Origin of the sequence: Streptomyces sp. NBC_00667 (assembly GCF_036226825.1) — a bacterium.
Classification (GTDB): Bacteria; Actinomycetota; Actinomycetes; order Streptomycetales; family Streptomycetaceae; genus Streptomyces.
Genome location: NZ_CP109022.1, coordinates 3,929,690 through 3,954,872, shown reverse-complemented (window position 1 = coordinate 3,954,872; position 25,183 = coordinate 3,929,690). Strand labels below are relative to the sequence as shown.

General features: G+C 72.2%; 24 protein-coding genes. 11 read left to right on the top strand and 13 right to left on the bottom strand.

Annotated features, from left to right (window positions below):
- Positions 1–128: 128 nt before the first annotated feature.
- On the bottom strand, positions 129–992 hold the full coding sequence (locus OHA81_RS18430; protein WP_329197349.1) for a menaquinone biosynthetic enzyme MqnA/MqnD family protein: 864 nt from the start codon (positions 990–992) through the stop codon (positions 129–131).
- 237 nt (positions 993–1,229) lie between these two features.
- Between OHA81_RS18430 and OHA81_RS18425 the strand changes: the two genes are divergently transcribed.
- Complete coding sequence (locus tag OHA81_RS18425) at positions 1,230–1,433, top strand: cold-shock protein (RefSeq protein ID WP_007265804.1); 204 nt, start codon at positions 1,230–1,232, stop codon at positions 1,431–1,433.
- A gap of 165 nt (positions 1,434–1,598) precedes the next feature.
- Here OHA81_RS18425 and OHA81_RS18420 read toward each other — a convergent pair whose 3' ends face one another.
- Positions 1,599–3,308, bottom strand: a complete 1,710-nt coding sequence (locus tag OHA81_RS18420; protein ID WP_329197347.1) for a lytic transglycosylase domain-containing protein — start codon at positions 3,306–3,308, stop codon at positions 1,599–1,601.
- Between the two features lie 256 nt (positions 3,309–3,564).
- Here OHA81_RS18420 and OHA81_RS18415 point away from each other — a divergent pair, with 256 nt between their 5' ends.
- The 3 genes from OHA81_RS18415 (at position 3,565) to OHA81_RS18405 (ending at position 7,412) form a co-directional block, all read left to right on the top strand.
- Positions 3,565–3,897, top strand: coding sequence for a nuclear transport factor 2 family protein (locus OHA81_RS18415; RefSeq protein ID WP_443056778.1), 333 nt, complete (start codon positions 3,565–3,567; stop codon positions 3,895–3,897).
- 115 nt (positions 3,898–4,012) lie between these two features.
- Entirely contained in the window at positions 4,013–4,795 is a 783-nt protein-coding gene (locus tag OHA81_RS18410; RefSeq protein WP_329197345.1) for an SDR family oxidoreductase, read from the top strand.
- Between the two features lie 40 nt (positions 4,796–4,835).
- Positions 4,836–7,412 carry a bifunctional FO biosynthesis protein CofGH gene (locus OHA81_RS18405; RefSeq protein WP_329197343.1) on the top strand — a complete coding sequence of 859 codons (2,577 nt, stop codon included), beginning with the start codon at positions 4,836–4,838 and terminating at the stop codon, positions 7,410–7,412.
- A gap of 23 nt (positions 7,413–7,435) precedes the next feature.
- Here the strand turns inward: OHA81_RS18405 and OHA81_RS18400 are convergent, their stop codons facing one another.
- Positions 7,436–8,545, bottom strand: a complete 1,110-nt coding sequence (locus OHA81_RS18400) for a cation diffusion facilitator family transporter (protein WP_443056575.1) — start codon at positions 8,543–8,545, stop codon at positions 7,436–7,438.
- Positions 8,546–8,729: 184 nt separating this feature from the next.
- Between OHA81_RS18400 and OHA81_RS18395 the strand changes: the two genes are divergently transcribed.
- The 5 genes from OHA81_RS18395 to OHA81_RS18375 all read left to right on the top strand — a co-directional run bounded on the left by OHA81_RS18395 (position 8,730) and on the right by OHA81_RS18375 (position 13,331).
- Positions 8,730–9,134, top strand: coding sequence for a ribonuclease (locus OHA81_RS18395; RefSeq protein ID WP_329197341.1), 405 nt, complete (start codon positions 8,730–8,732; stop codon positions 9,132–9,134).
- A 261-nt stretch (positions 9,135–9,395) separates the two neighbouring features.
- On the top strand, positions 9,396–10,595 hold the full coding sequence (locus OHA81_RS18390) for an ADP-ribosylglycohydrolase family protein (RefSeq protein ID WP_329197339.1): 1,200 nt from the start codon (positions 9,396–9,398) through the stop codon (positions 10,593–10,595).
- A 34-nt stretch (positions 10,596–10,629) separates the two neighbouring features.
- Positions 10,630–11,490 (top strand): hypothetical protein, encoded by an 861-nt coding sequence (locus OHA81_RS18385; RefSeq protein WP_329197337.1) that lies wholly within the window; start codon positions 10,630–10,632, stop codon positions 11,488–11,490.
- 147 nt (positions 11,491–11,637) lie between these two features.
- Positions 11,638–12,498, top strand: a complete 861-nt coding sequence (locus OHA81_RS18380) for a TIGR03619 family F420-dependent LLM class oxidoreductase (RefSeq protein ID WP_329197336.1) — start codon at positions 11,638–11,640, stop codon at positions 12,496–12,498.
- A gap of 161 nt (positions 12,499–12,659) precedes the next feature.
- A complete protein-coding gene (locus OHA81_RS18375) occupies positions 12,660–13,331 on the top strand; it encodes a DedA family protein (protein WP_329197333.1) in 672 nt (223 codons plus the stop codon).
- Here OHA81_RS18375 and OHA81_RS18370 read toward each other — a convergent pair.
- From OHA81_RS18370 to OHA81_RS18325, 10 genes are all read right to left on the bottom strand, one after another.
- Positions 13,321–13,923 carry an isochorismatase family protein gene (locus tag OHA81_RS18370; protein ID WP_329197332.1) on the bottom strand — a complete coding sequence of 201 codons (603 nt, stop codon included), beginning with the start codon at positions 13,921–13,923 and terminating at the stop codon, positions 13,321–13,323. The genes OHA81_RS18375 and OHA81_RS18370 overlap by 11 nt on opposite strands.
- Positions 13,924–13,955: 32 nt before the next feature.
- Positions 13,956–14,939, bottom strand: coding sequence for a GlxA family transcriptional regulator (locus OHA81_RS18365; RefSeq protein WP_329197330.1), 984 nt, complete (start codon positions 14,937–14,939; stop codon positions 13,956–13,958).
- 70 nt (positions 14,940–15,009) lie between these two features.
- Positions 15,010–15,345, bottom strand: a complete 336-nt coding sequence (locus tag OHA81_RS18360; protein WP_329197328.1) for a hypothetical protein — start codon at positions 15,343–15,345, stop codon at positions 15,010–15,012.
- 111 nt (positions 15,346–15,456) lie between these two features.
- Positions 15,457–15,747: a hypothetical protein gene (locus tag OHA81_RS18355; protein WP_329197326.1), complete on the bottom strand. Its 291-nt coding sequence runs from the start codon at positions 15,745–15,747 to the stop codon at positions 15,457–15,459.
- 62 nt (positions 15,748–15,809) lie between these two features.
- The gene (locus tag OHA81_RS18350) at positions 15,810–17,390 is read right to left on the bottom strand and encodes an APC family permease (protein ID WP_329197325.1); all 1,581 of its coding nucleotides are present in this window, start codon (positions 17,388–17,390) and stop codon (positions 15,810–15,812) included.
- Between the two features lie 252 nt (positions 17,391–17,642).
- A complete protein-coding gene (locus OHA81_RS18345) occupies positions 17,643–19,124 on the bottom strand; it encodes an aldehyde dehydrogenase family protein (RefSeq protein ID WP_329197323.1) in 1,482 nt (493 codons plus the stop codon).
- Positions 19,121–20,860 (bottom strand): N-acyl-D-amino-acid deacylase family protein, encoded by a 1,740-nt coding sequence (locus tag OHA81_RS18340; protein ID WP_329197321.1) that lies wholly within the window; start codon positions 20,858–20,860, stop codon positions 19,121–19,123. Before OHA81_RS18340 ends, OHA81_RS18345 begins: the two co-directional genes overlap by 4 nt.
- An 80-nt stretch (positions 20,861–20,940) precedes the next feature.
- Entirely contained in the window at positions 20,941–22,062 is a 1,122-nt protein-coding gene (locus tag OHA81_RS18335; protein ID WP_329202366.1) for an LLM class flavin-dependent oxidoreductase, read from the bottom strand.
- Positions 22,063–22,192: 130 nt separating this feature from the next.
- Entirely contained in the window at positions 22,193–22,978 is a 786-nt protein-coding gene (locus OHA81_RS18330; protein WP_329197320.1) for an SDR family NAD(P)-dependent oxidoreductase, read from the bottom strand.
- Positions 22,979–22,988: 10 nt separating this feature from the next.
- Entirely contained in the window at positions 22,989–23,936 is a 948-nt protein-coding gene (locus OHA81_RS18325) for an LLM class F420-dependent oxidoreductase (RefSeq protein ID WP_329197318.1), read from the bottom strand.
- Between the two features lie 194 nt (positions 23,937–24,130).
- Between OHA81_RS18325 and OHA81_RS18320 the strand changes: the two genes are divergently transcribed.
- Both OHA81_RS18320 and OHA81_RS18315 read left to right on the top strand, forming a co-directional pair.
- A complete protein-coding gene (locus OHA81_RS18320) occupies positions 24,131–24,643 on the top strand; it encodes a transmembrane-type terpene cyclase (RefSeq protein ID WP_329197317.1) in 513 nt (170 codons plus the stop codon).
- Positions 24,616–24,750, top strand: coding sequence for a hypothetical protein (locus tag OHA81_RS18315; RefSeq protein WP_329197315.1), 135 nt, complete (start codon positions 24,616–24,618; stop codon positions 24,748–24,750). The genes OHA81_RS18320 and OHA81_RS18315 overlap by 28 nt, the downstream gene beginning before the upstream one ends.
- Positions 24,751–25,183: the final 433 nt, after the last annotated feature.

Here is a 25,183-nt window from a genome sequence, read left to right as displayed (position 1 = left end):
GGCGGGAGCACCGGAAAGCGAAAGGGGAACGAATTCCCGGGAAACGGGCCATTCCCCGTTCCGCGATACGGAAAGGGATCGCTCACGTGTTCCCCTTCCCCCCGTTCGGGCCGCTGATATAAGTCCCGCTAATACCCCGGCGCGGCCGCGGCCAGCAGTTCCACCGCCACATCCGCCGCGTACCCGGAGGCGGAACCGGTACGGCGGGCGAATTCACGTACGCCGGCCAGCTGGTCCGGGCCGAAGCGGAAGTCGAGGGTGGTGAAGTACCGCTCCAGGAGCTCGGCGTCGAAGGCCTCCCAGCGCGCCGCCTGCTCGGCGACCTTGGTGACCTCCTCCAGGGAGACGTCCCGGGAGGCGAGGAAGGCTTCGTGGACCTTGCGCACGACGACGGGCTCGCGGGCGAGGTAGTCCTTGCGGGCGGCCCAGACGGCGAAGACGAAGGGCAGTCCGGTCCACTCCTTCCACATCAGCCCCAGGTCGTGCACGGCCAGGCCGAGCCGGGGTGCATCGTGCAGCGAAGCACGCAGCGCGGCGTCCCCGATCAGGACCGCCGCCTCGGCCTCCTGCATCATCACCCCCAGGTCAGGGGGGCAGGTGTAGTAGTCGGGCCGCACTCCGTACTGCTCGGCGAGCAGCAGCTGGGCGAGGCGGACGGAGGTCCGGGAGGTCGATCCGAGGGCCACCCGGGCGCCGTCGAGCTGGTCCAGGGGGACCTGCGAGACGATCACGCAGGACATGACGGGGCCGTCGCAGCCCACGGCGAGGTCGGGGAAGGCGACGAGCTGGTCGGCGTTGCGCAGGAACTCCACGAGGGTGATCGGCGCGATGTCGAGGTCCCCCCGGACGAGCCGTTCGCTCAGCTTCTCGGGGGTGTCCTTCGTCAGCTCCAGGTCCAGCAGCGTGCCGGTTCTGGCCAGCCCCCAGTAGAGGGGAAGGCAGTTCAGGAACTGGATGTGGCCGACCCGGGGCCGGCTGCGATAGACGTCCACATCGCGAGACTAGCCCCCGGAGTCCCGTCAGCCTTCGGCCGGGTCTCAAACGTCCGAGTGACGTGATCTTTCCCTCTGGTCTCGGCCGCAGGGTGCGTGCTAGGCTCGACGCAAGTTGCAGTTTGGTTTCCCTTGCAGTACGAGGCCTGCGGAGAATGTGACCCGCAGGCTTTTGTAGTTTTCAGACTTCTTAGCAGGTTCTGGAGCAGGGCGACCCTTTGGCCCATAGGAGGGCTCATGGCTACCGGAACCGTGAAGTGGTTCAACGCTGAAAAGGGCTTCGGCTTCATCGCCCAGGACGGCGGCGGCCCGGATGTCTTCGTCCACTACTCCGCGATCAACGCCTCTGGCTTCCGCTCCCTGGAGGAGAACCAGCAGGTCAACTTCGACGTCACGCAGGGTCCGAAGGGCCCGCAGGCGGAGAACGTCACCCCGGCCTAGTCGCCTGGCCGACCGGATCGCGGTTGGATTAGCAGTACCCAAGGAGCCCTGCCTCCTCCGTGCGAGCGGAGGTGGCGGGGCTCCTGCCTTTCGTGCGGGTCCTGCCACATGGAGCGCCCCCGGCACCTTCGTACGGTGCCGGGGGCGCTGCGGGTTCCGGTTCCCCTACGGCTTGGTGGCCGGGGCGGTGGGAGTCGGGGCGGAGGGAGTCGGGGTGTTGGGGGCGGTGGGAGCCGGCGTCGGGCCGGGCGTCGCCGGAGCGGTGATGCTGAGCTCCAGGACCAACTCGACCTTCTCCGGCGTGACGACCCGGAGGAAGTACGTGCCCGGTGCCACGTCCGTGGTGTACAGCTCCGGCAGGGTGATCTTGCCGTCCGCGCCGCTCGGGGCGAGGTCCACGGTGAACAGCTTCTTGCCGTCCGGGCCCTTGAAGTACGGGCCGGTCGCCTTCGCCGGGTCCACCGGGACCCACGCGCCGCCGGCGCCCTGCACCCCCAGGCCCGCGCTGGTCTTCGTGCCGGCGACCGGCTGGCCCTGGGACGTGGCGACCAGTTGGAAGCCGTTGACGCTGGTGCCGGCGACGGCCTCCAGCGGCTTCGTGCCGTGGTCGGCCCGCACCAGCAGGTTCGCGACCGGCTTCGCGGTGACGGTGCCCTTGAGCACCACCGTGAAGTTGTCGGCGTCGTAGGCCGAGGCGCGGAAGGAGAAGGTGCCGTCCTTCGGGCCCGCGGTGAGCCCGGGCACGCCGGCGAAACCCTGGGCGTCGGTGAGGACGACCGCGCTGTTCTTCTTGTCCGCCTGGAAGACCGTGCCGCCGGTGGTGTCGGACTCGACGGCGAACACGACCTTCTGCCCGGCGGCCGGCTTGCCGTCCGAAAGCACGGCCTTGAACTTGGCGCCCGGGGTCAACGCGGCCCCGGCCTCGGCCTGGAGCTCCGGATCGCCGACCAGCTCGAACTTGGCCAGCCGGGGGGCCGTCGGCTTCGGCTTCTCGGGCTGGGCCGGCGGCTTGGACGCCTCGGGCTTGGGGGCGGACGGCTGGGGCGCGGGGGGCCGCGGGGTGGGCAGGGGAGCCGTGACCGGGGGCGTCGGGAAGTTGCCCGCGGGCGGGTTCGGCACCTCGGCGACGCCGCCGTCCTTGTACTGGCGCATGTACCCGAGTACGGAGTTCACGTACTCGCGGGAGTTGTTGTAGCTGAGGATCGCCTGGTCGAGCTTGGCGGGGTCGGACAGGTCCCGGTCGCCCGCGCAGAGGTAGAGGCCGGCGCCCAGCGCGGCGTCGTAGATGTTGTTCGGGTCGCGGCTGCCGTCGCCGTTGCCGTCGGCGCCCCACGTCTTCCAGGTGGAGGGGATGAACTGGAGCGGACCGACGGCGCGGTCGTACTCGGTGTCCGCGTCCCACTCGCCCTTGTCGGTGTCCTTGATCTGCGCGTAGCCGTTGCCGTCGAGGCGGGGGCCGCGGATCGGCTTCTCGGTGGAGCCGTCGGACTTGAGCCCGTAGCCGGAGGCGTGCACGGACTCGACCCTGCCGATGCCCGCGACCAACTCCCAGGGCAAATTGCAGTGCGGCAGCGCGGCGGCGACCGACACCGCGGCCCGCTTGTAGGCGTCGAGGGCGGTCCCGGGTATGCCGCTGGCCCCCTCGGGGGCGACGGCTCCCGGCGGCACGGGCGGGTCGGCTACCAGGCCGGGCAGGTCCAGCCGGGCGTCACCGCGGTCGGTGGCCTGCGGACTGTCGGGCGTGGGCTCGGACTCCCCCGCTCCGGCGGTGGGCGTGTTGGTCACCACCGCGGCGGTGGTCAGGCTGGCCGCGAGTGCGGCGGTGCACAGGACTTTGCGCGAGGTGTTGACTACGTGGCGGTGAAGCGGCTTCACAGTGCGGCGATCCCCCCAAGGCGGCCGGCAGGACGTGTGGCTGGTCGAGCCGTGAATATTCTGTCTATCAGGTATTCGCTCACGACTCGCCGTCGCCCTGGCAGATATGACACGCCATTCGTCTCACCTTCGCCAGAAGTTCCACGGGGTCGCGAGCTTGATGCGTTTTGGGCGGATTGCCCACCGACTGGAGGAGGATGGCGCGGTGGGCGACGTCGACGAGGTGGGGGCGGCGATCGCGGCCGAGTTGCGGTTGATGGACCCCCGCGTGCGCACGTCCCGGTCGCTCGTACGTCAGCTCCTCGACCCGGACTTCACGGAGGTCGGCGCGTCGGGGCGGCGCTGGACGCACGAAGAGATGCTGGCGGCCCTGCCCGGGATGGAAGGGGCGGCCGACGACGGGCCGCGCTACGAGCCGTCGGAGATGACCGGTGTCGTGCTGGCCCCCGGGCTGGTGCACCTCACGTACACGACCGTGATCGACGGGCGGCGGGCACGGCGGAGTTCGCTGTGGCGCAGGCGCGACGGGGACGGCACCTGGCGCATGTACTACCACCAGGCGACCCCCGCACCACCTGCCGACAGGTAGCGGCCCCAAGGGCCGTGCGGCTCCGCCACGAAGGCCCCGCCCCCGCCTTCCCATCCGGGCCCGGCACCCCTACTCTGACGAGCCGTCAGGAACGGGTACAGCCACAGGAGGGGTCATGCTGCTTCGCGGGAAGACCGTCGTCGTCTCCGGGGTCGGGGCCGGGCTCGGGCACCAGGTGGCCGCCGCCGTCGTGCGGGACGGGGGGAACGCCGTGCTCGGGGCGCGGACCGAGGCGAACCTGGTCAAGGCCGCCGCCGAGATCGACCCCGACGGCGCGCACACCGCCCACCGTCCGACCGACATCACCGACGAGGCGCAGTGCGAGGCCCTCGCCGCCCTCGCCGTGGAGCGGTTCGGCGGCATCGACGCCGTCGTGCACGTCGCCGCCTGGGACTCGTACTTCGGAGGCCTCGAAGACGCCGACTTCGGCACCTGGCAGCAGATCATCGACGTCAACCTCCTCGGGACCCTGCGCATGACCCGGGCCTGCCTGCCCGCGCTCAAGCGGGCCGGCGGTTCCGTCGTCATCATCGGCACGCAGTCCGCCGTGGCCTCCCCCTCCCAGGTGCAGCAGGCCGCGTACGCCGCGTCCAAGGGGGCGCTGACCTCCGCCATGTACTCCATGGCGCGGGAGCTCGGCCCCCACCGGATCCGCGTCAACACGGTGCTGCCGGGGTGGATGTGGGGACCGCCCGTGCAGGCCTTCGTGACCTTCACCGCGCATTCCGAGGGCGTACCGGAAGCCGACGTACGGGCCCGGCTCACCGAGCGGATGGCGCTGCCGGACCTCGCCACCGACGGCGACGTCGCGGACGCCGCCGTCTTCTTCGCCTCCGACCGCGCGCGGGCCATAACCGGCCAGTCGCTGCTGGTCAACGCCGGTGAGCTGATGCGATGACCCTCCCCCGGCCCGGTCGACCGGATCGTATGCTCGGCGCATGACCACTCCGAGTGACGCCCCGACCGACAACGCGATGCGCCGCGCGCTCCGGCGGGCCCGGGACGGCGTCGCGCTCGACGCGACCGAGGCGGCCGTACTCCTCCAGGCACGCGGTGAGTCCCTGACGGACCTCGCCGCCTCCGCCGCCCGGGTCCGCGACGCAGGTCTCGCCGCGGCCGGCCGGCCGGGCGTGATCACGTACTCGAAGAGCGTGTTCATCCCCCTCACCCGCCTGTGCCGCGACAAGTGCCACTACTGCACCTTCGCGACGGTCCCCGGGAAGCTCCGCCGGGCCGGTCACGGGATGTTCATGTCGCCCGACGAGGTCCTCGACATCGCCCGCCGCGGCGCCGCGCTCGGCTGCAAGGAAGCGCTCATCACCCTCGGCGACAAGCCCGAGGACCGCTGGCCCGAGGCGCGCGAGTGGCTGGAGGCGCACGGCTACGACGACACGATCTCCTACGTACGGGCCGTCTCGATCCGCATCCTGGAGGAGACGGGCCTCCTCCCCCACCTCAACCCGGGCGTCATGTCCTGGGCGGACTTCCAGCGCCTCAAGCCGGTCGCCCCGTCGATGGGCATGATGCTGGAGACCACCGCCACCCGCCTGTGGTCCGAGCCGGGCGGGCCGCACCACGGTTCCCCCGACAAGGAGCCGGCGGTCCGGCTGCGCGTGCTGGAGGACGCCGGGCGTTCCTCGGTGCCCTTCACCTCCGGCCTGCTCATCGGCATCGGGGAGACGTACGAGGAGCGCGCGCAGTCGCTGTTCGCGCTGCGCCGCGTCTCGCGCGCCTACCACGGCATCCAGGAGCTGATCATCCAGAACTTCCGCGCCAAGCCGGACACGGCGATGCGCGGCATGCCGGACGCGGAACTGGACGACCTCGTGGCGACGATCGCCGTCGCCCGGCACATCATGGGCCCCTCGGCGTGCCTCCAGGCGCCGCCCAACCTGGTCGACGGCGAGTACGCCCGGCTGATCGGCGCCGGAATCGACGACTGGGGCGGTGTCTCACCGCTGACGCCCGACCACGTCAACCCCGAGCGGCCCTGGCCCCAGATCGACCTGCTGGCCGAGCAGTCGGCGGCCGCCGGCTTCGAGCTCCGCGAACGGCTGTGCGTGTACCCCGAGTTCGTTCAGCGCGGCGAGCCGTGGCTGGACCCGCGCCTGCTGCCGCACGTACGGGCGCTCGCCGATCCGGACACCGGGCTGGCGGACGAGGCCGCCGAGGTGACGGGCCACCCGTGGCAGGAACCGGACGAGAGCTTCGCCTCCTACGGGCGCACCGACCTGCACGCCACCATCGACACCGAGGGGCGTACGGGCGACCGGCGCGAGGACTTCGACCTCGTCTACGGCGACTGGGAGGCCCTGCGCGAGGCCGCCGCGCCCGGCATGGTGCCCGAGCGGATCGACACGGACGTACGGGCCGCGCTCGCGCAGGCGGCCGACGACCCGACGAAACTGACCGACGAGCAGGCGCTGGCGCTGCTGCACGCCGACGGGCCGGCGCTGGACGCGCTGTGCCGGATCGCGGACGACCTGCGCAGGTCGGTGGTGGGCGACGACGTCACGTACGTCGTCACGCGGAACATCAACTTCACCAACGTCTGCTACACCGGCTGCCGGTTCTGCGCCTTCGCGCAGCGCCGCACCGACGCGGACGCGTACACGCTCTCCCTGGAGCAGGTCGCGGACCGGGCCGCGCAGGCGTGGGACGTCGGCGCGGTCGAGGTGTGCATGCAGGGCGGCATCCACCCGGACCTGCCCGGGACGGCGTACTTCGACATCGCGCGGGCGGTGAAGCAGCGGGTGCCGGGCATGCACGTCCACGCGTTCTCGCCGATGGAGGTGGTCAACGGCGCCACGCGGACGGGCATGTCGGTACGGGAGTGGCTGACGGCCGCCAAGGAGGCCGGGCTGGACTCGATACCGGGTACGGCGGCGGAGATCCTCGACGACGAGGTCCGCTGGGTGCTGACCAAGGGGAAGCTTCCGACGGCCGACTGGATCGACGTGATCACGACGGCGCACGAGCTGGGCATCCGCTCGTCGTCCACGATGATGTACGGGCACGTGGACCAGCCCCGCCACTGGCTCGGGCACCTGCGCACACTGGCCCGGATCCAGCAGCGGACCGGCGGTTTCACGGAGTTCGTGACGCTGCCGTTCATCCACACCAACGCCCCCGTGTACCTGGCGGGCATCGCACGGCCCGGGCCGACGGTGCGCGACAACCGGGCGGTGACGGCGATGGCCCGGATCCTGTTGCACCCGCACATCACCAACATCCAGACGAGCTGGGTGAAGCTGGGCGCGGAGGGCGCGGCGGAGATGCTCCGCTCGGGCGCCAACGACCTGGGCGGGACGCTGATGGAGGAGACCATCTCGCGGATGGCGGGCTCCTCTTACGGCTCTTACAAGTCCGTCCGGGACCTGGTCGCGGTCGCGGCAGCCGCCGGGCGGCCGGCGAGGCCCCGTACGACCCTGTACGGGGAGGTGCCGCAGGAACGCCGGCTCGCGGCGGCGGCCTCGGACGGGCACCTGCCGGAGCTGCTGCCGCTGGTGGACTGAGTCCGGGCCGCCGCGGCGCCCGCTCAGGCGGGCGTCGCGGGGCGGCCGATGGGCGTGTGGTGGGCGAGGGCGGCGTGCGGGTCGTCGTGGTCGTGGTCGGCGGTGTGGTCGGTGTGGACGGTGGCGGCCGTCAGCCGGGGCACGGCGTGGATGAGGGCGTGTTCGGCGGCGACGGCCAGGGCGTGGGCCTGCACGACGGTGAGGTGGGGGTCGACGACGATGTCGGCCTCCGCCCGCAGGGTGTGGCCGATCCACCGCAGCCGGACCTGCCCGAGGTCGCGTACGCCGGCCACGGCGCGCAGCGCGTGTTCGGCGGTGTCGACGAGGGCCGGGTCGACGGAGTCCATGAGCCGGCGGAAGACCTCGCGGGCCGCGTCGCGCAGCACCATCAGGATCGCCGCGGTGACGAGCAGACCCACGAGCGGGTCGGCGGCCCGCCACCCGAGCGCGGCGCCGCCCGCGCCGACGAGGACGGCGAGCGAGGTGAACCCGTCGGTGCGGGCGTGCAGTCCGTCCGCGACGAGGGCGGCCGAGCCGATCCGGCGGCCGGTGCGGATGCGGAACCGGGCCACCCACTCGTTGCCGGCGAACCCGACCACCGCCGCGACGGCCACCGTCCCCAGGTGGCTGATCGGGCGCGGGTGCAGCAGCCGGTCCACGGCCGTGTGCGCGGCGAGCGCGGAGGAGGCGGCGATGGTCAGCACGACGGCGATCCCGGCCAGGTCCTCGGCGCGGCCGTACCCGTAGGTGTAGCGGCGGTTGGGCGCCCGGCGGCCCAGGACGAACGCGAGGCCCAGCGGCACGGCCGTGAGCGCGTCGGCCCCGTTGTGGAGGGCGTCGCCCAGCAGCGCCACCGAACCGGAGAGGGCGGCGACCACGGCCTGGACCCCGGTGGTCAGTCCCAGGACGGCCAGGGAGAGCCACAGGGTGCGCACGCCCTCGCGGGAGGTCTCCATCGCGGGGTCGACCTTGTCCCGGGCGTCGTGGCTGTGCGGGGTGAGGAGATGCCGCAGCCGGTGGCGCGGCCTCCGCGACCGGCGGGTGCCGTGCGTGTGGCCGTGGCCGTCGTCGTGGCCGTGGTGATGCCCGTGGCCGTGGTGATGCCCGTGGTCGTGATCGTGGCCTTCCAGCACGCGACCACCATACAAACGGCTCCCCCGTCGCAGCCGTTTCCCACGTCGGGCACCGCGCCGGGTTGCCGATGTCTTAAGGCCGGACGGCGCCCCGGTTCCCACCGCCGCCCGCTCGGTGAACAGGTGTGGAACACAAGGGAGTTGATATTCCTGGGGTCGCTCTACGCGCGTCATCCTGGCCGGCATGAGGATCTCCCCACGCATCGCAGCCCTCGGCGCGGCGACCGCCTTCGCCGCCGCCCTCCTCGCGGGCCCGGCCGCCTCCGCCGCGCCCGTCGCCCCCGTGTCCGCCTCCGTCGCCTCGGTCGGCCGGATCTGCTACTCCGCCCTCCCCTCCCAGGCGCACGACACCCTCGACCTCATCGACCAGGGCGGCCCGTTCCCGTACTCCCAGGACGGCGTCGTCTTCCAGAACCGCGAGGGCCTGCTGCCCGCCCACACCAGCGGGTACTACCACGAGTACACGGTCATCACCCCGGGCTCCCCGACCCGCGGCGCCCGACGCATCATCACGGGACGGCAGACCGACGAGGACTACTACACGTCGGACCACTACGCCTCGTTCCGCCGCGTCGACTCCGCCTGCTGACACCGCTCGCCCACGCCGCCCGTCGCGCGGCACACGTACGCCCCCGACGGTCGCCGACCGGTCGGGGGCGTCGTCACGTCCGCATCAGCCGACGAGTGCCGGTGACGACACCTGCCACGAAAGTCCGACCGGTAGGAGGGAAGCCTGATGTGTTCGGATTCCGGCCGTTCTCCGACCACTTCTGCGCGACCTGACGCATACCGTCCGGGTTCGACCGAACCTGTCCACTACAGTGCGCGCCAAAGCCTGGGGGGAAACAGCATGGACACGAGTACGGCGACGCCTACGGCCCTTCCGGAGGCGGCGGCCCCTGCGGGCACCGGCGCACCCGCCGCCACATCGAGCGCCACCTCCACCGCGCTCTGGGGCCGGGCCGAGCAGCAGGACTTCCGTAGCCGGGTCCGCGGCACCCTGCTCGGCTCCGCGATCGGGGACGCCCTCGGCGCACCCGTCGCCGGCCTCTCCCTCGACGGCATCCGCGAGACCCACGGCCTGGCCGGCCTGACCGAACCGGCCCCCGCCTACGGCCGCCGGGGCAGCGTCACCGCCTCCACGCAGCTCGCCCTCTTCACCGTCGACGGGCTGATCCGGGCCCACGTGCGCCGGGACACCGGCGGCTGGCACCCGCCGACCGACGTCCACCGGGCCTACCTGCGCTGGGCCGCGACCCAGCACGACTGGGGCCCCGACGAGCGCCGCAAGGACAACGGCTGGCTCGCGCAGCAGGAGTGGCTCTACGCCCGCCGCGGCCCCGACCGCGCCTGCATGACCGGCTTCGCCGACGACATGCTCGGCACCCCGGACAAGCCGAAGAACCCCACCGCCCGGGACGCGGCCGCGACCGTCCGCTCGGCACCCTTCGGTCTGCTGGTCGGCTGGGAACCGACCCTCGTACTGCAACTCGCCGTCGAGTGCGCCACGCAGAGCCACGGACACCCCACCGCCTTCCTTTCCGCCGGGGCCTTCGCCGTCATCGTCCACGGCCTGATCCGGGGCGACACCCTGGACGGCGCCGTCCGGCGCGCCCTCGGCCTGCTCGGCGCGCGCGCCTCCCACCAGCCGGTCACCGACGCCCTCCAGCGCGCGGTATCGGCCGCCACGCAAGGGGAACCGAGCCCGAAGATGGTCGAATCGCTGTCCCCGGGGGACGGCCGCGACGCCGAGGACGCGCTGGCCATCGCCGTGTACTGCGCCCTGGTCGCCGAGGACGTTCCGCACGGGCTGCGGCTCGCCGTCAACCACGGCGGCGACTCCACCGTCACCGGCGCCATGTGCGGGGCGCTGCTCGGGGCCCTGCACGGGGAGACGGCCCTGCCGGCCGCCTGGCTGGCCGACGTGGAGGGCCGCGCCACGATCCTGGAGCTGGCCGACGACTTCGCGCTGGAGATGACGCAGGGTCCCGCCCTGCACGGCCCCTCCGCCTCCGCGCCGGGCTGGCTCTCGCGCTATCCGCGCGGCTGACGGGGTGTCCGTGGGGTGAAGTAGCGTTCCGATCATGAGCATGCCGCCTCCGCCCCCGCACTCCCCGGGTCCGTACGGACCCCCGCAGTACCCGAACCCGCCCGGCGGCCGGCCCTACGCGCAACAGCAGGGGTACCCGGGCCCGCCCCACCCGCCGCAGCCGTACCCCGGCCAGGCGCCCTGGGGGCCGCTGCCGGTGGGACCGGCGCCGATGGGCGCGCCGCCGATGGGACCGCCGCCGCGCAAGAGCCGGGCCGGGATCGTGATCGCCGTCGTCGCGATCGCCCTGGGCGGGCTGTTCGTCGCGGGGTTCGTGGTGAACCGGATCGCCCGGGCCGGAGCCGTCGTGAGCGGGGCCGGGTTCCCCGCCGCCGAGTACCGGCTGACGGTGCCGAAGACGGTGCTGAGCGGCACGTACCGGCTGTCGCAGGACGCGTCCGGGACCAAGGGCAAGGAGATCATCGACGGCGGCTACGACCCCAAGGTCCGCGACCCGAAGCCGGTGGTCGCCCAGTACGCCACCGCCGACTCCGCCACCGAACCCGGCGTCCTCGTCATCTCCGGCATGTACGGCCAGTTCAAGGACCATGCGGACTCCCGGCGCAAGATGATCGCGGGCGCCCAGGAGGGCGATGGCGCCGGTCAGGCGGTCCCCCCGAGGGACATCACCCCGACCGGCTCGGACATCACCCTGACCTGCCAGGTGCTGACCTCCCTGCAGAACGGCACCAAGGTCCCCTTCCCCATGTGCGCCTGGGCGGACGCCAACACGGCCGCCACGGTCGCCGTGGTCACCGCCGCAACCGCCCTTCAAGACCCCGCCTCCATCGACCTCGACCGGATGGCCGAAACCACCCTCAAGGTCCGCGCGGAATCGCGTCAGCCGCTGCACTGACGCGGACGGGCCGCAGGCCGCGCCCTGGCGGCGACCTGCCCGCCGGGGCGGTGCGGCGCCGGGCGGTGCGGCTCGTGCTCCGGGGTGTCGCGCGGGGGCGCGGGGGCCGTACGTTGGACCTTCGACGTCTCGGAGGTGCCCTCACCCATGCGGATCGCCACGACCATCTTCCTCACCGACCGCACCATCACCCCCACCCGCCTCGCCCGCACCCTGGAAGAGCGCGGCTTCTGCGGTCTCTACCTCCCCGAGCACACGCACATCCCCGTCACCCGCGACACGGCCGCGCCCATGGGCGGCGAACTCCCCGAGGAGTACGGCCGCACCCTCGACCCGTTCGTCGCGCTCGGCCAGGCCGCCGCCGTCACCGAGCGGCTCACCCTCGGCACCGGCATCACCCTGGTCGCCCAGCACGACCCGATCGTCCTCGCGAAGCAGGCCGCCACGCTGGACCACCTCTGCGGCGGCCGCTTCACCCTCGGCGTCGGCTACGGCTGGAACGTGGAGGAGGCCGCCGACCACGGCGTCGAGTGGCGCACCCGGCGCGAACTGGTCCGCGACCGCCTGGCCCTGATGCGCGCCCTGTGGGCCCCCGAACCCACCCCCTACGAGGGCGCCTTCGGCTCCGTCCGGGCCAGCCAGGCCCACCCCAAACCGGCCCGCCCCTCCCGTGAACTGCGCCCCGGCGTCCCGCTGCACGGCCCCCGCACCCTCATCGGGGGCGCCGCCGGCCCGAAGCTCTTCGCGGCCGTCGCCGACCACGCCGACGGCTGGCTGCCCATCGGCGGTGGCGGTCTCACCGAGTCCCTGCCGGTGCTGCGCCGCGCCTGGGAGGACGCGGGCCGCGATCCGAAGGCCCTCCAGGTGGTCCCGTACGCCGTCCGCCCCACCCCGGGCAAGCTGTCCCACTACGAGGATCTCGGCATCGAGGAGGTCGTCCTGCAACTGCCGCCCGCGGCGGAGCCGGACGTGCTGCGCGTACTGGACGACTTCGCCCAGTACCTCTGACCGACACCCCTGACCGCTACCTCTGACCGACACCCGGGCCCGAACCGGGGCGGCCGTCCGGGGCGATCGCTACAGTGCGGTAGACCGTCCACGGGATGGCAGTCGACCGGATGTCCCCCCACGGCCGGCTCCGCCGGCTGCGCGCACCGAGAGGTCCCCCCATGACCGTCCCCCTCGCGAGCGACCTCGCGGTCAACCTGCTCGACGCGCATTCACTCCTCGCCGCCTTCGGCGTCGTCGGCATCGCGGTGGTGATGTTCGCGGAGACCGGGCTGCTGGTCGGGTTCTTCCTGCCCGGCGACTCCCTGCTGTTCACCGCCGGCCTGCTGTGCGTCGCCGGAACCCCGGACGGGGACGCGAGACTCTCGCTCCCGCTGGTACTGGCCGCCTCCGCGGCCGGTGCGCTGGCCGGCGCCCAGACCGGCTACCTCATCGGGCGGCGCGCGGGCGGCGCCGTCCTGGAGCGCAGCCGGTCCAGGAAGCTGCACGAAGGCGCCGAGCGCGCCGGGGAGTTCCTCGCGAAGTACGGGCACGCCAAGGCGATCGTGCTGGCCCGCTTCGTCCCCATCGTCCGTACGGTCCTCAACCCGCTGGCCGGGGCCCTGAACGTCCCGGCCCGCGTCTTCACGGTGTGGCAGGTCGTCGGCGGCCTCGTCTGGACGGTCGGTCTGGTCCTCGCGGGGTACGCGCTCGGCTCCTCCATCCCGAACGTCGACCGGTACCTGCTGCCGATCGTCGCCCTGGTCGTCGCGGTGTCCCTGCTGCCCCTCGCCGTCGAAGTGCTCCGCTCCCGGCGGGCCCGCAAGCAGCGGAACGGCACCGCTACTCCGTGAGGTCCCCGACCGTGGGGGCGACGAGGCCGAACAGGTCCGTGATCGTGGTCAGCGCGGCCTTGTGCAGCGCGGCGGCCGGCACGACGGTGCCGTCGGGGGCGGTCAGCGGGCGCGCGGCGGTGGCCTCGGCGACGACCGAGGGACGGAAGCCGCGGTAGAAGGCGCCCTCGGCGGTGAAGGTGACGCACATGTGGGTCATGAACCCGGCCAGCACCAGCTCCTTGCCCGCGCCGACCTCGTGCAGGACCTTCTCCAGCTCGGTCCCGTGGAAGGCGTTGGGGAACTGCTTGACCACCACCGGCTCACCGGCGACCGGGGCGACTTCCTCACTGATCGCACCGATCTCGGCACGGATGTCGTACGGGGTGCCCTCGCCGCCGTCGTTGACGACGTGCACGACGGGGATCCCCGCCCCGCGCGCCGCCGACAGCAGCCGGGCCCCGGCCGCCAGCGCCTCCTCGGCGCCTTCGAGGGCCATGACGCCGGTGCGGTAGGTGTTCTGGTAGTCGATCATCACCAGGGTGGTGTCGGCGAGGCGCGGCAGCTCGTCGTCGAGGCCGATCACGTCGCGCAGGCGCGTGGAAGAAGGCATGGCAAAGCTCCTCGAACGGTCAAGGGGAAGGATCAGGAAGTCGTACGGAAACGACGGCGGTAGGCCGCCGGGGTGGTGCCGGTCTGCTTGCGCAGCGCCCGGTGGAGCGTCTCCACCGAACCCAGCCCGCAGGCAGCGGCGATCTGCTCCAGCGGCCGGTCGGTGCCCTCCAGCAGACGCCGCGCCGCCTCCACCCGGGAGGCCTCGACGTACGCGGCGGCGGTCATACCGGTCTCCTGGCGGAACACCCGCGCGAAGTGGCGCTCGCTCAGGCACATCCGCGCCGCGAGCGCTGCGGCGGACAGATCACCGTCCACGTGGTCGGCGATGTACATCCGCAGCTCGTCGATGTCCCGGCGGGACGCGGGCGGCCGGGACAACGGGACGGAGAACTGGCTCTGGCCGCCCTGCCGCTTGAGGTACATGACCAGCTGCCGCGCCACCGCCAGCGCCACCTCCTCCCCCAGGTCGTCGGTCACCAGGGCCAGCGCGAGATCCATGCAGGCACTGATCCCGGCGCCGGTCCACACGTTCCCGGACCGCACGAAGATGGGGTCCGGGTCGACCGTCACCGCCGGGTGGTCGGCGGCGAGCCGGGCCGCGGTCGACCAGTGGGTGGTGGCCGTCCTGCCGTCCAGCAGCCCGGCCGCGGCCAGGAGGTGCGCGCCCACGCACACCGAAGCCACCCGCCGGGCCAGTGGCGCGACCCTCTCCAGCCACGCCACCACGTCCCGGTCGATCCGGGCGACCGGCCCGTCCGGGTGCGGATCCACGGCGCCGGGCACCAGCAGCATGTCCAGCACCCCGTCCACGTCGCCGAACGCGAGGTCCGCCACCAGGCGCACCCCCGCCGACGTGGTCACCACACCCGCCGACGGCCCGGCGAGCTCCACCCGGTACCCGGCCCGGCCCCCGGTCTCCCGGTTGGCGAGCGCGAACACCTCGGCCGGGCCGGTGACGTCGAGGAGGTCGACGTCGGGGAAGACCGCGATGACGACGCGGCGGGTCGTGGACATGCCCTCCATCGTGGTGCCCGCTGCCGGACGGCCGCAATGACGCGGTTCTGTCGCATCCGGCCACCGCTCGCTAGGGCGGCGGGATCGGTCCCGGGGCGGTCACACCCACCGCCGGACGCCAAAAACGCCCGTCAGGCAGGGCCTGACGGGCGCCGAGGTAGTAGTCCGCATCACGCTGGAAGCCGAGCCCCGGGACGGCCTGACGCAGGTGCCCCCAGATGCCCGGCACGACACGGTACTCACCGGCCACCATCCAAGGATCGTCCCCCAGCACGAACAGGTGCCGTATCGCCAGGAACTGGTCCCGGGTGAGGGTGACGGACTCGACCATCTCCTCGTCGGCGCCGAAACCGGTCAGGTCCCAGACGAGGTTGTGCCCATCGGCGAATGGATAGTCGCTGCTCACCGCCTCAAGCTAGGCGTCCTCCATACGGCCCGCACCTGCTTTTCCCTCCCCTTCGGCGGATCGGCGCCGAACGCCGGGAGCCCCGCTCCCACCGCCCGGGCCCACCTGGCGTCAGCCGACCTTGGGCGGCTTCGGCAGGCCGGACGTCAGGGCCGTGCCGGTGCTCTTGACGGATCCGTCGGCCGCCTTGGCCGCGCTGCCGGCCGCCGAGGCGGTGATGCCCACCGCCGTCTTCGTGTCCTGCACGGCGTGCCCGGGGTGGTCCACGATGTCGCCGACGCGCTCGGTGATCGGGGGCCCCTGGACGGCGGGTTCGTCGGCGTGGGCGAGGGCGGGGGTGAGGGCGAGGGCCGCACCGCCGGTCAGGATCAGGGTGGCGAGGCTGCGCTTGATGGGATTCATGCCCGGCCCAACGACCCCACCGCGCCCGGGGTCACCCCCGGACGGACCCCACCACGCTCCCCTCAGTCCTCGACCACCAGCGCCGGCGTGGACTTCGTCAGGACCTCGCCCCGGAAGAAGGCGGGGCTGCGGCGTTCGGTGACCAGCATGATGACCAGGCCGAGGGCGAGCAGGCCGACGCCGATGACGAAGACGCTGCCGACGCCGAAGACGGTGGAACCGGATCCGTAGGACGGGTCCCACATGTCGGCCAGGGTCTTGCAGAAGACGGAGGCCAGCAGCAGTCCGCCCAGGACCGGGAAGACGCCCTTGAAGAACAGGTCGCGGACGGAGTCGCGCAGCTCGCGCCGGAAGTACCAGGCGCAGGCGAAGGCGGTCAGCGAGTAGTAGAAGCAGATCATCAGGCCGAGGGCGAAGATCGTGTCGGTCAGGACGTTCTCGCTGACCAGCGACATCACGGTGTAGAAGACGCCGGTCGCGACGCCCGCCGTGACGGTGGCGCGGCCCGGGGTCTTGAAGCGCGGGTGGACCTTGGCGTAGGAGGCGGGCAGCGCCTCGTACGCCGCCATGGCCAGGACCGTGCGGGCCACCGGGATGAAGGTGGTCTGGAGGGAGGCGGCGGCGGAGGCGAGGACGGCGACGAAGAGCAGGATGCCCAGCAGCGGCCCCATCACGGGCCCGGCGAGGGCGGCGAAGACGTTGCCGGAGGTCTGCGGGTTGCCGAGGCCGAGGCCGGAGGTGCCGGAGCCGACGGCCATCTGGGCGGCGATGCCGGTGGCCAGGTAGGAGCCGACCAGGACGATCATGGCGATCAGCGAGGCGCGGCCGGGTGTCTTGGCCGAGCCGATGGTCTCCTCGTTGGCGGTGAGGCAGGTGTCCCAGCCCCAGTACATGAAGATCGAGAGGGAGAGCCCGGCGGTGAAGGCGCCCATGGACTCCACCGCGAAGGGGTTCATCCACTCCCACGAGAAGTGCACGCCGGTGTCGAAGGCGCCGGTGTCGAAGGCGCCGGCGGAGGCCTTCTGGAAGGCCATCGCGACGAAGATCGCGAGGACGGCCAGTTGCAGGCCGACCAGCGTGTACTGGACGCCCTTGGTGGCGGTCATGCCGCGGTAGCTGACGGCGGTCGCGGCGGCGATCAGGGTGAGGCAGGTGGTGATGTGGACGAGCTTGTCGTCGTCCAGGGCGGCGATCGCGTCGTTGCCCGTGATCTGCCCGGCCAGGAGCCAGAAGTAGGAGGTGGCGACGCCGGCCAGGTTGGACAGCACGATGATCGTGGCGATCACCAGGCCCCAGCCGCACATCCAGCCGACGCGCGGGCCGAAGGCCTTCACGGTCCAGGTGAAGGAGGTGCCGCAGTCGGGGACGGCCTTGTTCAGCTCGCGGTACGCGAAGGCGACCAGCAGCATCGGGAGGAAGCCGGCGAGGAACACCGCGGGCATCTGGACGCCGACCTCGCCGGCCGTGGAGCCGAGGGTGGAGGTCAGGCAGTAGACGGGAGCGACGGTGGAGATGCCGATGACGGCGCTCCCGACGAGGCCGACGGAGCCCTTGCCGAGCCCTTTGCCGCGGACGTCGCCGTCGCTCTCCGCCGTCCCTGCCCCTGCGGCCGCCTGGGGCCGCCGAACGTCCAGCTGTGTCATGGGTCAGGACGTTAGAGGGTGCGGTTTCCACATCTGGAAGGTTTAAGTCCGGATGACTGACAGCCAAATGACCTTTGATTCGATCAGAAAACAGCTCCCACCCCAACGAAACACAAGGTTCGCTCAGACATCCATCCCCACTTCGCGAGGACCCGAACAACCACTTCCGTTATACGGAAACCGCAGATGTGTCCGTTTTGCCCGGCTGCAAAGTTTCCGGTGTGACCCCCGCCTCATACGCCCCTCACGCCCTCACCCCGCCCACACGATCGACTGCATCTCGCTGTAGGCGTGCAGCGCGTACGAGCCGACGTCCCGGCCCACCCCCGACCGCTTGAAGCCCCCGAACGGCGCCTCCATGTTCCGCCCGATCGTGTTCACGCCCACCCCGCCCGCCCGCAGCCGCCGCGCGACCCGGAACGCGCGCGCCGGGTCCCCGGACCACACGTAGCTCAGCAGGCCGAAGTCGCTGTCGTTGGCCAGCGCCACCGCCGCGTCCTCACCCGCCTCCCCGGCGCCGTCGAACGGTACGACCACCACCACCGGGCCGAAGATCTCCTCCCGCACCACCCGCATGTCGTTCGTGCAGTCCACGAGCAGCGTCGGGGCCACGTAGAAGCCGCTGCCGTCCCCGACCACCGGGCGCTCGCCGCCGTACGCGATCCGCGCGCCCTCCTTGCGGCCGAGCTCGACGTACGACTCCACCCGGTCCCGGTGGGCCGCCGAGATCACCGGGCCGACGACCGTGCCCCGCTCCCCCGGATCGCCCACCTTCATGAAGGCCAGGTAGCCGGTGAGCTTCTCCACGAGCGCCCCGTACACCGACCGGTGCACGATCACCCGGGTCGGGGCGGTGCAGATCTGGCCGCTGTAGAAGGAGAAGGTGGTGCCGATCCCCGCCACCGCCGCGTCGAGGTCCGCGTCCTCCAGCACCACCGCCGCGCCCTTGCCGCCCAGCTCCATCAGCTGCCGCTTCATGGAACGGCCGCACGCCTCGGCGATGCGCTGCCCGACCGCCGTGGAGCCGGTGAACGACACCATGTCCACGTACGGGGAGTCCACCGCCGCCTCGCCCACCTCCACCGAGGCACCCGAGACGACGTTGACGACGCCCGCCGGGACCCCCGCCTCCTGGAGCGCCTGCGCCATCTTGAACACCGACAGCGGGTCCTGCGGGGCCGGCTTCACCACCACCGTGTTCCCCATGGCCAGCGCCGGGGCCACCTTGCCCGCCGGATTGGCCCACGGGTTGTTGTACGAGGTGATGCAGGTGACCACGCCGACCGGCTGGCGCACCTCCAGCGCGCCGAGCACGGTCGCCTTCCCCATCGGGCCGGCCTCGGTGACCTGCGGCGGAAGCCCCCGCTCCACCGGCTCCAGGGCGCCCTTCGCGTACCGCCGGAAGCGGGACACCCCGACGCCCACCTGCATGCCCCGCGCGATGCCCGTGGGGGCGCCCGTCTCGGCCTGCGCGAGCGCCGCCCACGGCTCGTACTCCCGCTGGATGATGTCCGCGGCCCGGTCCAGGATCGCCGCCCGCTCCTGCGGCCGGGTACGGGACCAGCCCTCGAAGGCCCCGGCCGCGGCGCGGGCCGCCTCCTCCACCTGGGCGCGCGAGGCCTCCGGGGCGAGGCCGACCACCGACTCGTCGGCCGGGTTCACCACCTCGTAGTGCCCGCCGTCGGGATCCACCCACTCCCCTGCGATGAAGAGCCTCTGGGGCGCGTCCGTCATCGGGTGCTCACCGTCCTCGTGTCGCGGCCCGAGCGCAACACGGTGCCGGGGACCGCGCCCGTCACCCGGTCGTCGCGGACGGTCTCCACGCCGTTGACGCGTACCGACACGATCCCGACGGCCCGCGCGTCCAGCCGCGGGCTGTTGCCCGGCAGGTCGTGGACGAGCGTCGCGGGGCCCGCTTCGATGCGCTCCGGATCGAAGAGCACCAGGTCCGCGTGGAACCCCTCGGCGATCCGCCCGCGCTCGCGCAGCCCGAACAGCCGGGCGGGGTCGTCCGTGAGCATCCGCACCGCCTGCTCCAGCGGCACCAGCTTGCGGCCGCGCAGGCAGTCGCCGAGGAACCGGGTCGTGTACGGGGCTCCGCACATCCGGTCCAGGTGGGCGCCCGCGTCGGAGCCGCCGAGCATCACGTCCTCGTGCTGCCAGGTCTCGGCGCGCAGCGCCCAGCTCGCCGGGTCGTTGTCGGTGGGCATGGGCCACAGGATCGTGCGCAGGTCGTCGTTGGCGCAGATCTCCACCAGGCAGTGGAAGGCGTCCTGGCCGCGCTCGGCCGCGATGTCGTTCACGACCCGGCCGGAGAGGCCCTCGTTCTCCTTGCTGTACGTGTCCCCTATGACGTAGCGGCCGAAGTCGGCGAGGCGGCGGAACACCCCGGCCTCCTTGCTGTCGGCGCGGCGCAGCATCTCGGCGCGCACGTCCGGGTCGCGGAGTGCGGCTATCCGCTCGGGGACGGGCAGTGCGAGGACCTCGCCCCAGCCGGGGATGAGGTTGAGCGCGCAGAAGGTACGGAGCGACATGTTCATGGGGGTGAGGATCGGCATGGTCAGTGCGACGATCCGGCCGCCGGCCTTGCGGGCCCGCTCGCTCGGTACCAGCTGGCGCGGCACCCGTTCCGGGACGGAGGCGTCGATGGTGAGGACGTTCCAGTTCAGGGGGCGTCCGGCGGCGGCGCTCATCTCCACGAAGAGGTCGATCTCCTCGTCGGAGAACTGGTCCAGGCAGCCCGCGACGATCGCCTCCAGCTGGGTGCCCTCGTGCTCGCCGACCGCCCGGGACAGGGCGAGGAGCTCGGCGGGACCGGCGTGCCGGGAGGCGACGGGGGCGCCGTCGCCGTCGGAGTGGGTGGAGGACTGGGTGGTGGACAGGCCCCAGGCGCCGGCGTCCATGGCTTCGTGGAAGAGGTCGAGCATCTGCCGCATCTGCCGGTCGGTGGGCTGCCCCCCGATGGCGTCCTCGCCCATGACGTGCTGGCGCAGCGCGCAGTGGCCGACCATGAAGCCGGCGTTGACGGCGATCCGCCCCTCCAGGGCGTCGAGGTACTCGCCGAAGGTGGACCAGGTCCAGTCGACGCCTTCCTCCAGGGCGGCCAGGGCCATCCCCTCGACCTTGCTCATCATGCGGCGCGTGTAGTCGGCGTCGTCGGGACGGTCCGGGTTGAGGGGGGCGAGGGTGAAGCCGCAGTTGCCGCCGGCGACGGTGGTGACGCCGTGGTTCATGGAGGGGGTGGCGTACGGGTCCCAGAACAGCTGGGCGTCGTAGTGGGTGTGCGGGTCGATGAACCCGGGGGTGAGGACCAGCCCGGTGGCGTCCTCGTCGGTGCGGGCCGTCCCGGTGACGGTGCCGGGTTCGCCGATGACGACGATCCGCCCGTCCCGGAGGCCGACGTCGGCGACGTACGCGGGCGCGCCCGTGCCGTCGACGACGGTGGCTCCCTTGATCAGGTGGTCGAGCATGACGCTGAGGCTCCTTCTTCCCTGACGTGGCGTTCCGGCCCCGCCGGGGCGGGGCCGGGGGCGGCCGGCGGGCGGGCCGTTCAGACGGCTTGGCGGAAGCGGGTCGTGCGGTGGACCGGGTCGGTGTCGATGTGCGGGATCACGTGTTCGCCGATGAGCTTGATGGTCGTCATCGTGTCCTCGTAGGACACCCCGGTCGGCAGGCCGAAGGACAGCTGGTCGGCGCCGGCCTGCTCCCACCGCTTGCACTGGGCGCGGACCTCGGACGGGTCGCCGCAGATCAGCAGTTCCTCGGCGATCAGCAGCTCGATGATCTCCGCGTTGTACTCGGGCAGCGTCTCGGGCCACTGCGGGATGGCCTCGGGGCGCGGGAAGGTGTCGTGGTAGCGGAAGACCAGCGACTGGAAGCGGTTCATGTTCGCGTTGACGGCGATCTCGACGGCCTTGTCGTGGGTCTCGGCGCAGATCGCGGTGGAGGTGACCATCACGTTGTCGTTGACGAACGCGCCGATGGCCTTCGCCTCCTGGATGGCCGTCTTGTACTGCTCCAGCACCCACTCCATGTCGGAGACCTTCTGCACGCTGAACCCGAGGACGCCCAGGCCCTTCTTGGCGGCCATCGCGTACGACGAAGGGGACCCGGCGGCGTACCACATGGCGGGGTGCGCCTTGCCGTACGGCTTGGGGAAGATCTTGCGCGGGGGCAGCGACCAGTGCTTGCCCTGGAACCCCTCGTATTCCTCCTGGAGGAACATCTTGGGGAACTCCGCGATGGTCTCCTCCCAGATCTCCTTGGTGTGGTTCATGTCGGTGATGCCCGGCAGGAACCCGAGGATCTCGTGGCTGCCCGCGCCGCGGCCGGTGCCGAACTCGAAGCGGCCCTTGGAGAGGTGGTCGAGCATGGCGACCTTCTCGGCCACCTTGACGGGGTGGTTCACCGGGGCGAGGGGGTTGAAGATGCCGGAGCCGAGGTGGATGCGTTCCGTGGCGTGGGCGAGGTAGGCGAGGAACACCTCGTTGGCGGAGAGGTGCGAGTACTCCTCCAGGAAGTGGTGCTCGGAGGCCCAGGCGTACTTGAAGCCGGACTTGTCGGCCTGGATGACGTACTCGGTCTCCTCGATCAGAGACTTGTGCTCCGCCTCGGGGTCGACCTTGGACCGCGCCTCAGGCACGTATCCCTGCACGAAGAGCCCGAATTCCAAGGGGTTCACCGTCCTTAGTTTTCTGACGTTGCGTCAGATTCGATGAGGCCGACTGTTCCACCGTGCGGCGGGAGCGTCAATACCTGACGCACCATCAGAAAGACCTCGTGGGAGCGTGCCGCCGCCCGCGCTAGAGGATGCTCACCCCGGCCATCCAGCCGCCGTCGATGACGAACGGCTGACCGGTGATGTAGGAGGAGTCCTCGCTGGTCAGGAAGAGCGCGAGCCTCGCGACCTCCTCCGGCCGGCCGACCCGGCCCAGCGGGACCACCCGCTTGTACAGGTCTGCCATCGCGTCCCGGGCCTCGTCCGTCATCCCCGCCGGGTCCAGCAGCCCCGGGTTGGCCATCGGGGTGTCCACGGCGCCCGGGCACATCGCGTTGACCCGGATGTTCTTCGCCGCCAGCTCCAGCGCGGCGACGCGCGTCAGCCCCAGGACGGCCGCCTTGGTGGCGGCGTACGCGCCCACGTACGCCATGCCCGTCAAACCGGTGTAGGAGGAGGTGTTGACGATCGTCCCGCCGCCCGCCGCCCCGATCTCCGGGGCCAGCGCCTTGATGCCGAGGAAGGCGCCGATCTGGTTGACCCGCACCACCTGCTCGAACTCCTCCAGCGGGGTCGCGGTCAGCTCGTTGAAGCGCAGGATGCCGGCGTTGTTGACCAGGCCGTCGATCCGGCCGAAGGCCTCCTTGGCGGCGGTGACGGCGGACGCCCAGTCCTCCTCCCGGGTCACGTCCATCCGTACGTAGCGGGCCCGGTCCTCGCCGATCTCCTTGGCGACCGCCGCGCCCTGCTCGTCCAGTACGTCCCCGAGCAGCACCTTCGCCCCCTCGGCGGCGAAGAGGCGGGCCTCCTGCTCTCCCTGGCCGCGTGCGGCGCCGGTGATGAGGACGACGCGGCCCTCCAGCTTGCCCATGCCGATGCTCCTAGTCGTTGAGGAGGGGGGCCACCTCGGCCCCGAAAACGGCTATCTGGTCGATCAGTTCGGCGCGGTCGCGGCTGCGGAAGCGCACCTGGATCTGGTCCACGCCGAGCTCCCGGTACGCGCGCAGCGACTCCGCGAGCGCCTCCGCCTTGCCCGTGAGGGTGCGGCGGCCGGTGTCCCAGGCCGGCTCGCCGACGTAGAGCGCCTCGGTGATCGCGCCGATCTCCAGCGGGCCGTCCACCCCCGCCGCCTCGCGCAGTTCCCTGATGCGGTTGATCTGCGCGGGGAGCTCGTGGCGGGGGTCGCCCTGCGGGAGCCAGCCGTCGCCGCGCACGGCGGCCCGGCGCACGGCGGCGGGCGAGGAACCGCCGACCCACACGGGGATCCGCGCCTGGGTGGGCCGGGGCAGCTGGCCGAGGTCCTTGAAGGAGAACCGCCCGCCCTCGAACTCCGGGTACTCCTCGGGCCCCAGGGCCGCGCGCAGGGCGTCCAGGGTCTCGTCGAGCACGGCCCCGCGGCGCCCGAAGTCCACGCCGAGCACCTCGAACTCCTCCGCCACGTGCCCGGCGCCGACCCCGAGGATCAGGCGGCCGCCCGAGAGGTGGTCGAGGGTGGCGTACTGCTTGGCGGTGACCAGGGGGTGGCGCAGGCCGACGATCGCGACGTGGCTCAGCAGCCGCACGTGCTCGGTGATCCCGGCGAGGTAGGCCAGGGTGGCGACCGGGTCGTACCAGACGGTGCCCATGGGCCCGGCGAGGCGGCGCGGGACGGCCACGTGGTCGCAGGTGGCGAGGTAACCGAACCCGGCCCGGTCGGCGGCCCGGGCGACCTCGGCGAGGTCGGCGGCGCCGGCCGCGGCCTCCCAGGGCTCGGCGTACAGGGTGCTCTGCGACTGGACCGGGAGCTGCATCCCGTATGCCAGCCGGCCTTCCGTAAACACGCGCGCCATGCCGTGACCGCCTCGCCTTCGTGGGCCGTGCGTCCGCCGGTTCGTCGTACCGGCTCGGGGGCATCGTCGTAGCTGACGCTCCGTCAGGCAATAGCGCGGCGGAACGGGATCCCGTTCCCGTGCGCTCTGGCGCGGGCCCGCGGCCCGGGCCTAAGGTGCGGCGCGCGGGATGGCGCGAGCACGGGAGACGTGGCGTGGAACTGTTTCTGACCCTGCTCAGCGGGGTCGCGTGGACCGGCGTGTACGCGGAGGCGATCCGGGTCGGGCTCCGGGACCGCACGTACGCGGTGCCGGCGGCCGCGCTCGCGCTGAACTTCGCGTGGGAGGCCACGTACGCGGTCGCCGAACTGCGCACCGGCCTCTCGGCCCAGGGCGTGGTGAACGTGGTGTGGGCGGCGGCCGACATCGCCATCATCGCCACCTACCTGCGCTTCGGGCGGGCCGAGCTGCCCCCGTTCGTGACCCGGCCGCTGTTCGCGGCGTGGGGCGCCCTGCTCTTCGGCGCCGCCTTCGCCGTGCAGTGGCTGTTCCTGGCCCACTTCGGGATGCACGACGCGGTGCGCTACTCGGCGTTCCTGCAGAACCTGCTGATGTCCGTCCTGTTCGTCGCGCTGTACGCCGCCCGCCGGGGCGGGCGCGGCCAGTCCCTGGTCATCGCCGTCGCGAAGTGGCTGGGGACTTGGCGCCGACCGTGCTGTTCGGGGTGATCGAGGACGCCCCGTTCATCCTCGGGCTGGGAGTGATGTGCTCCGTGTTCGACCTGGCGTACCTCGCGCTGCTGGCCAGGGACCCGGCTGCGGCTACCGGGCACTGACCTCGCCCCGCGCCACCCCGTCGGAGCGGACGCGGACGGCGGGGCGTTTCCCGTTGGGCGGTATCGGGGAAGTGCGGGCCGGCTGCCGGTGGCGGGTGCCGTTGGGCGGTATCGGGGAAGTGCGGGCCGACTGCCGCTGGCAGGGTCCCCTTGGGCGGTATCAGGGGAGTGCTGGGGGCTTCCCGTCAGTCCACTGTCCTTTCGCGTCGGTCCGGTCCGTCAAGGGCGCTCGCTGCGCTCGCGTCGCTCCGCGATGGCCTGCGGCCACCCTTGACTGCCCGTCCCGCCCCAAAACGCCAAAGACTGCCGGGAAGCCCCCAAGGAAACGGCCGGGAGGTCATGTTCCGATGACCCGGTCTCAACGACGCCCGCCCGAAGCCCCGGTCCAGGCCCGTCTCTTGCACCCCGGCAAATCCAGCCTCGCCGGCGTTTG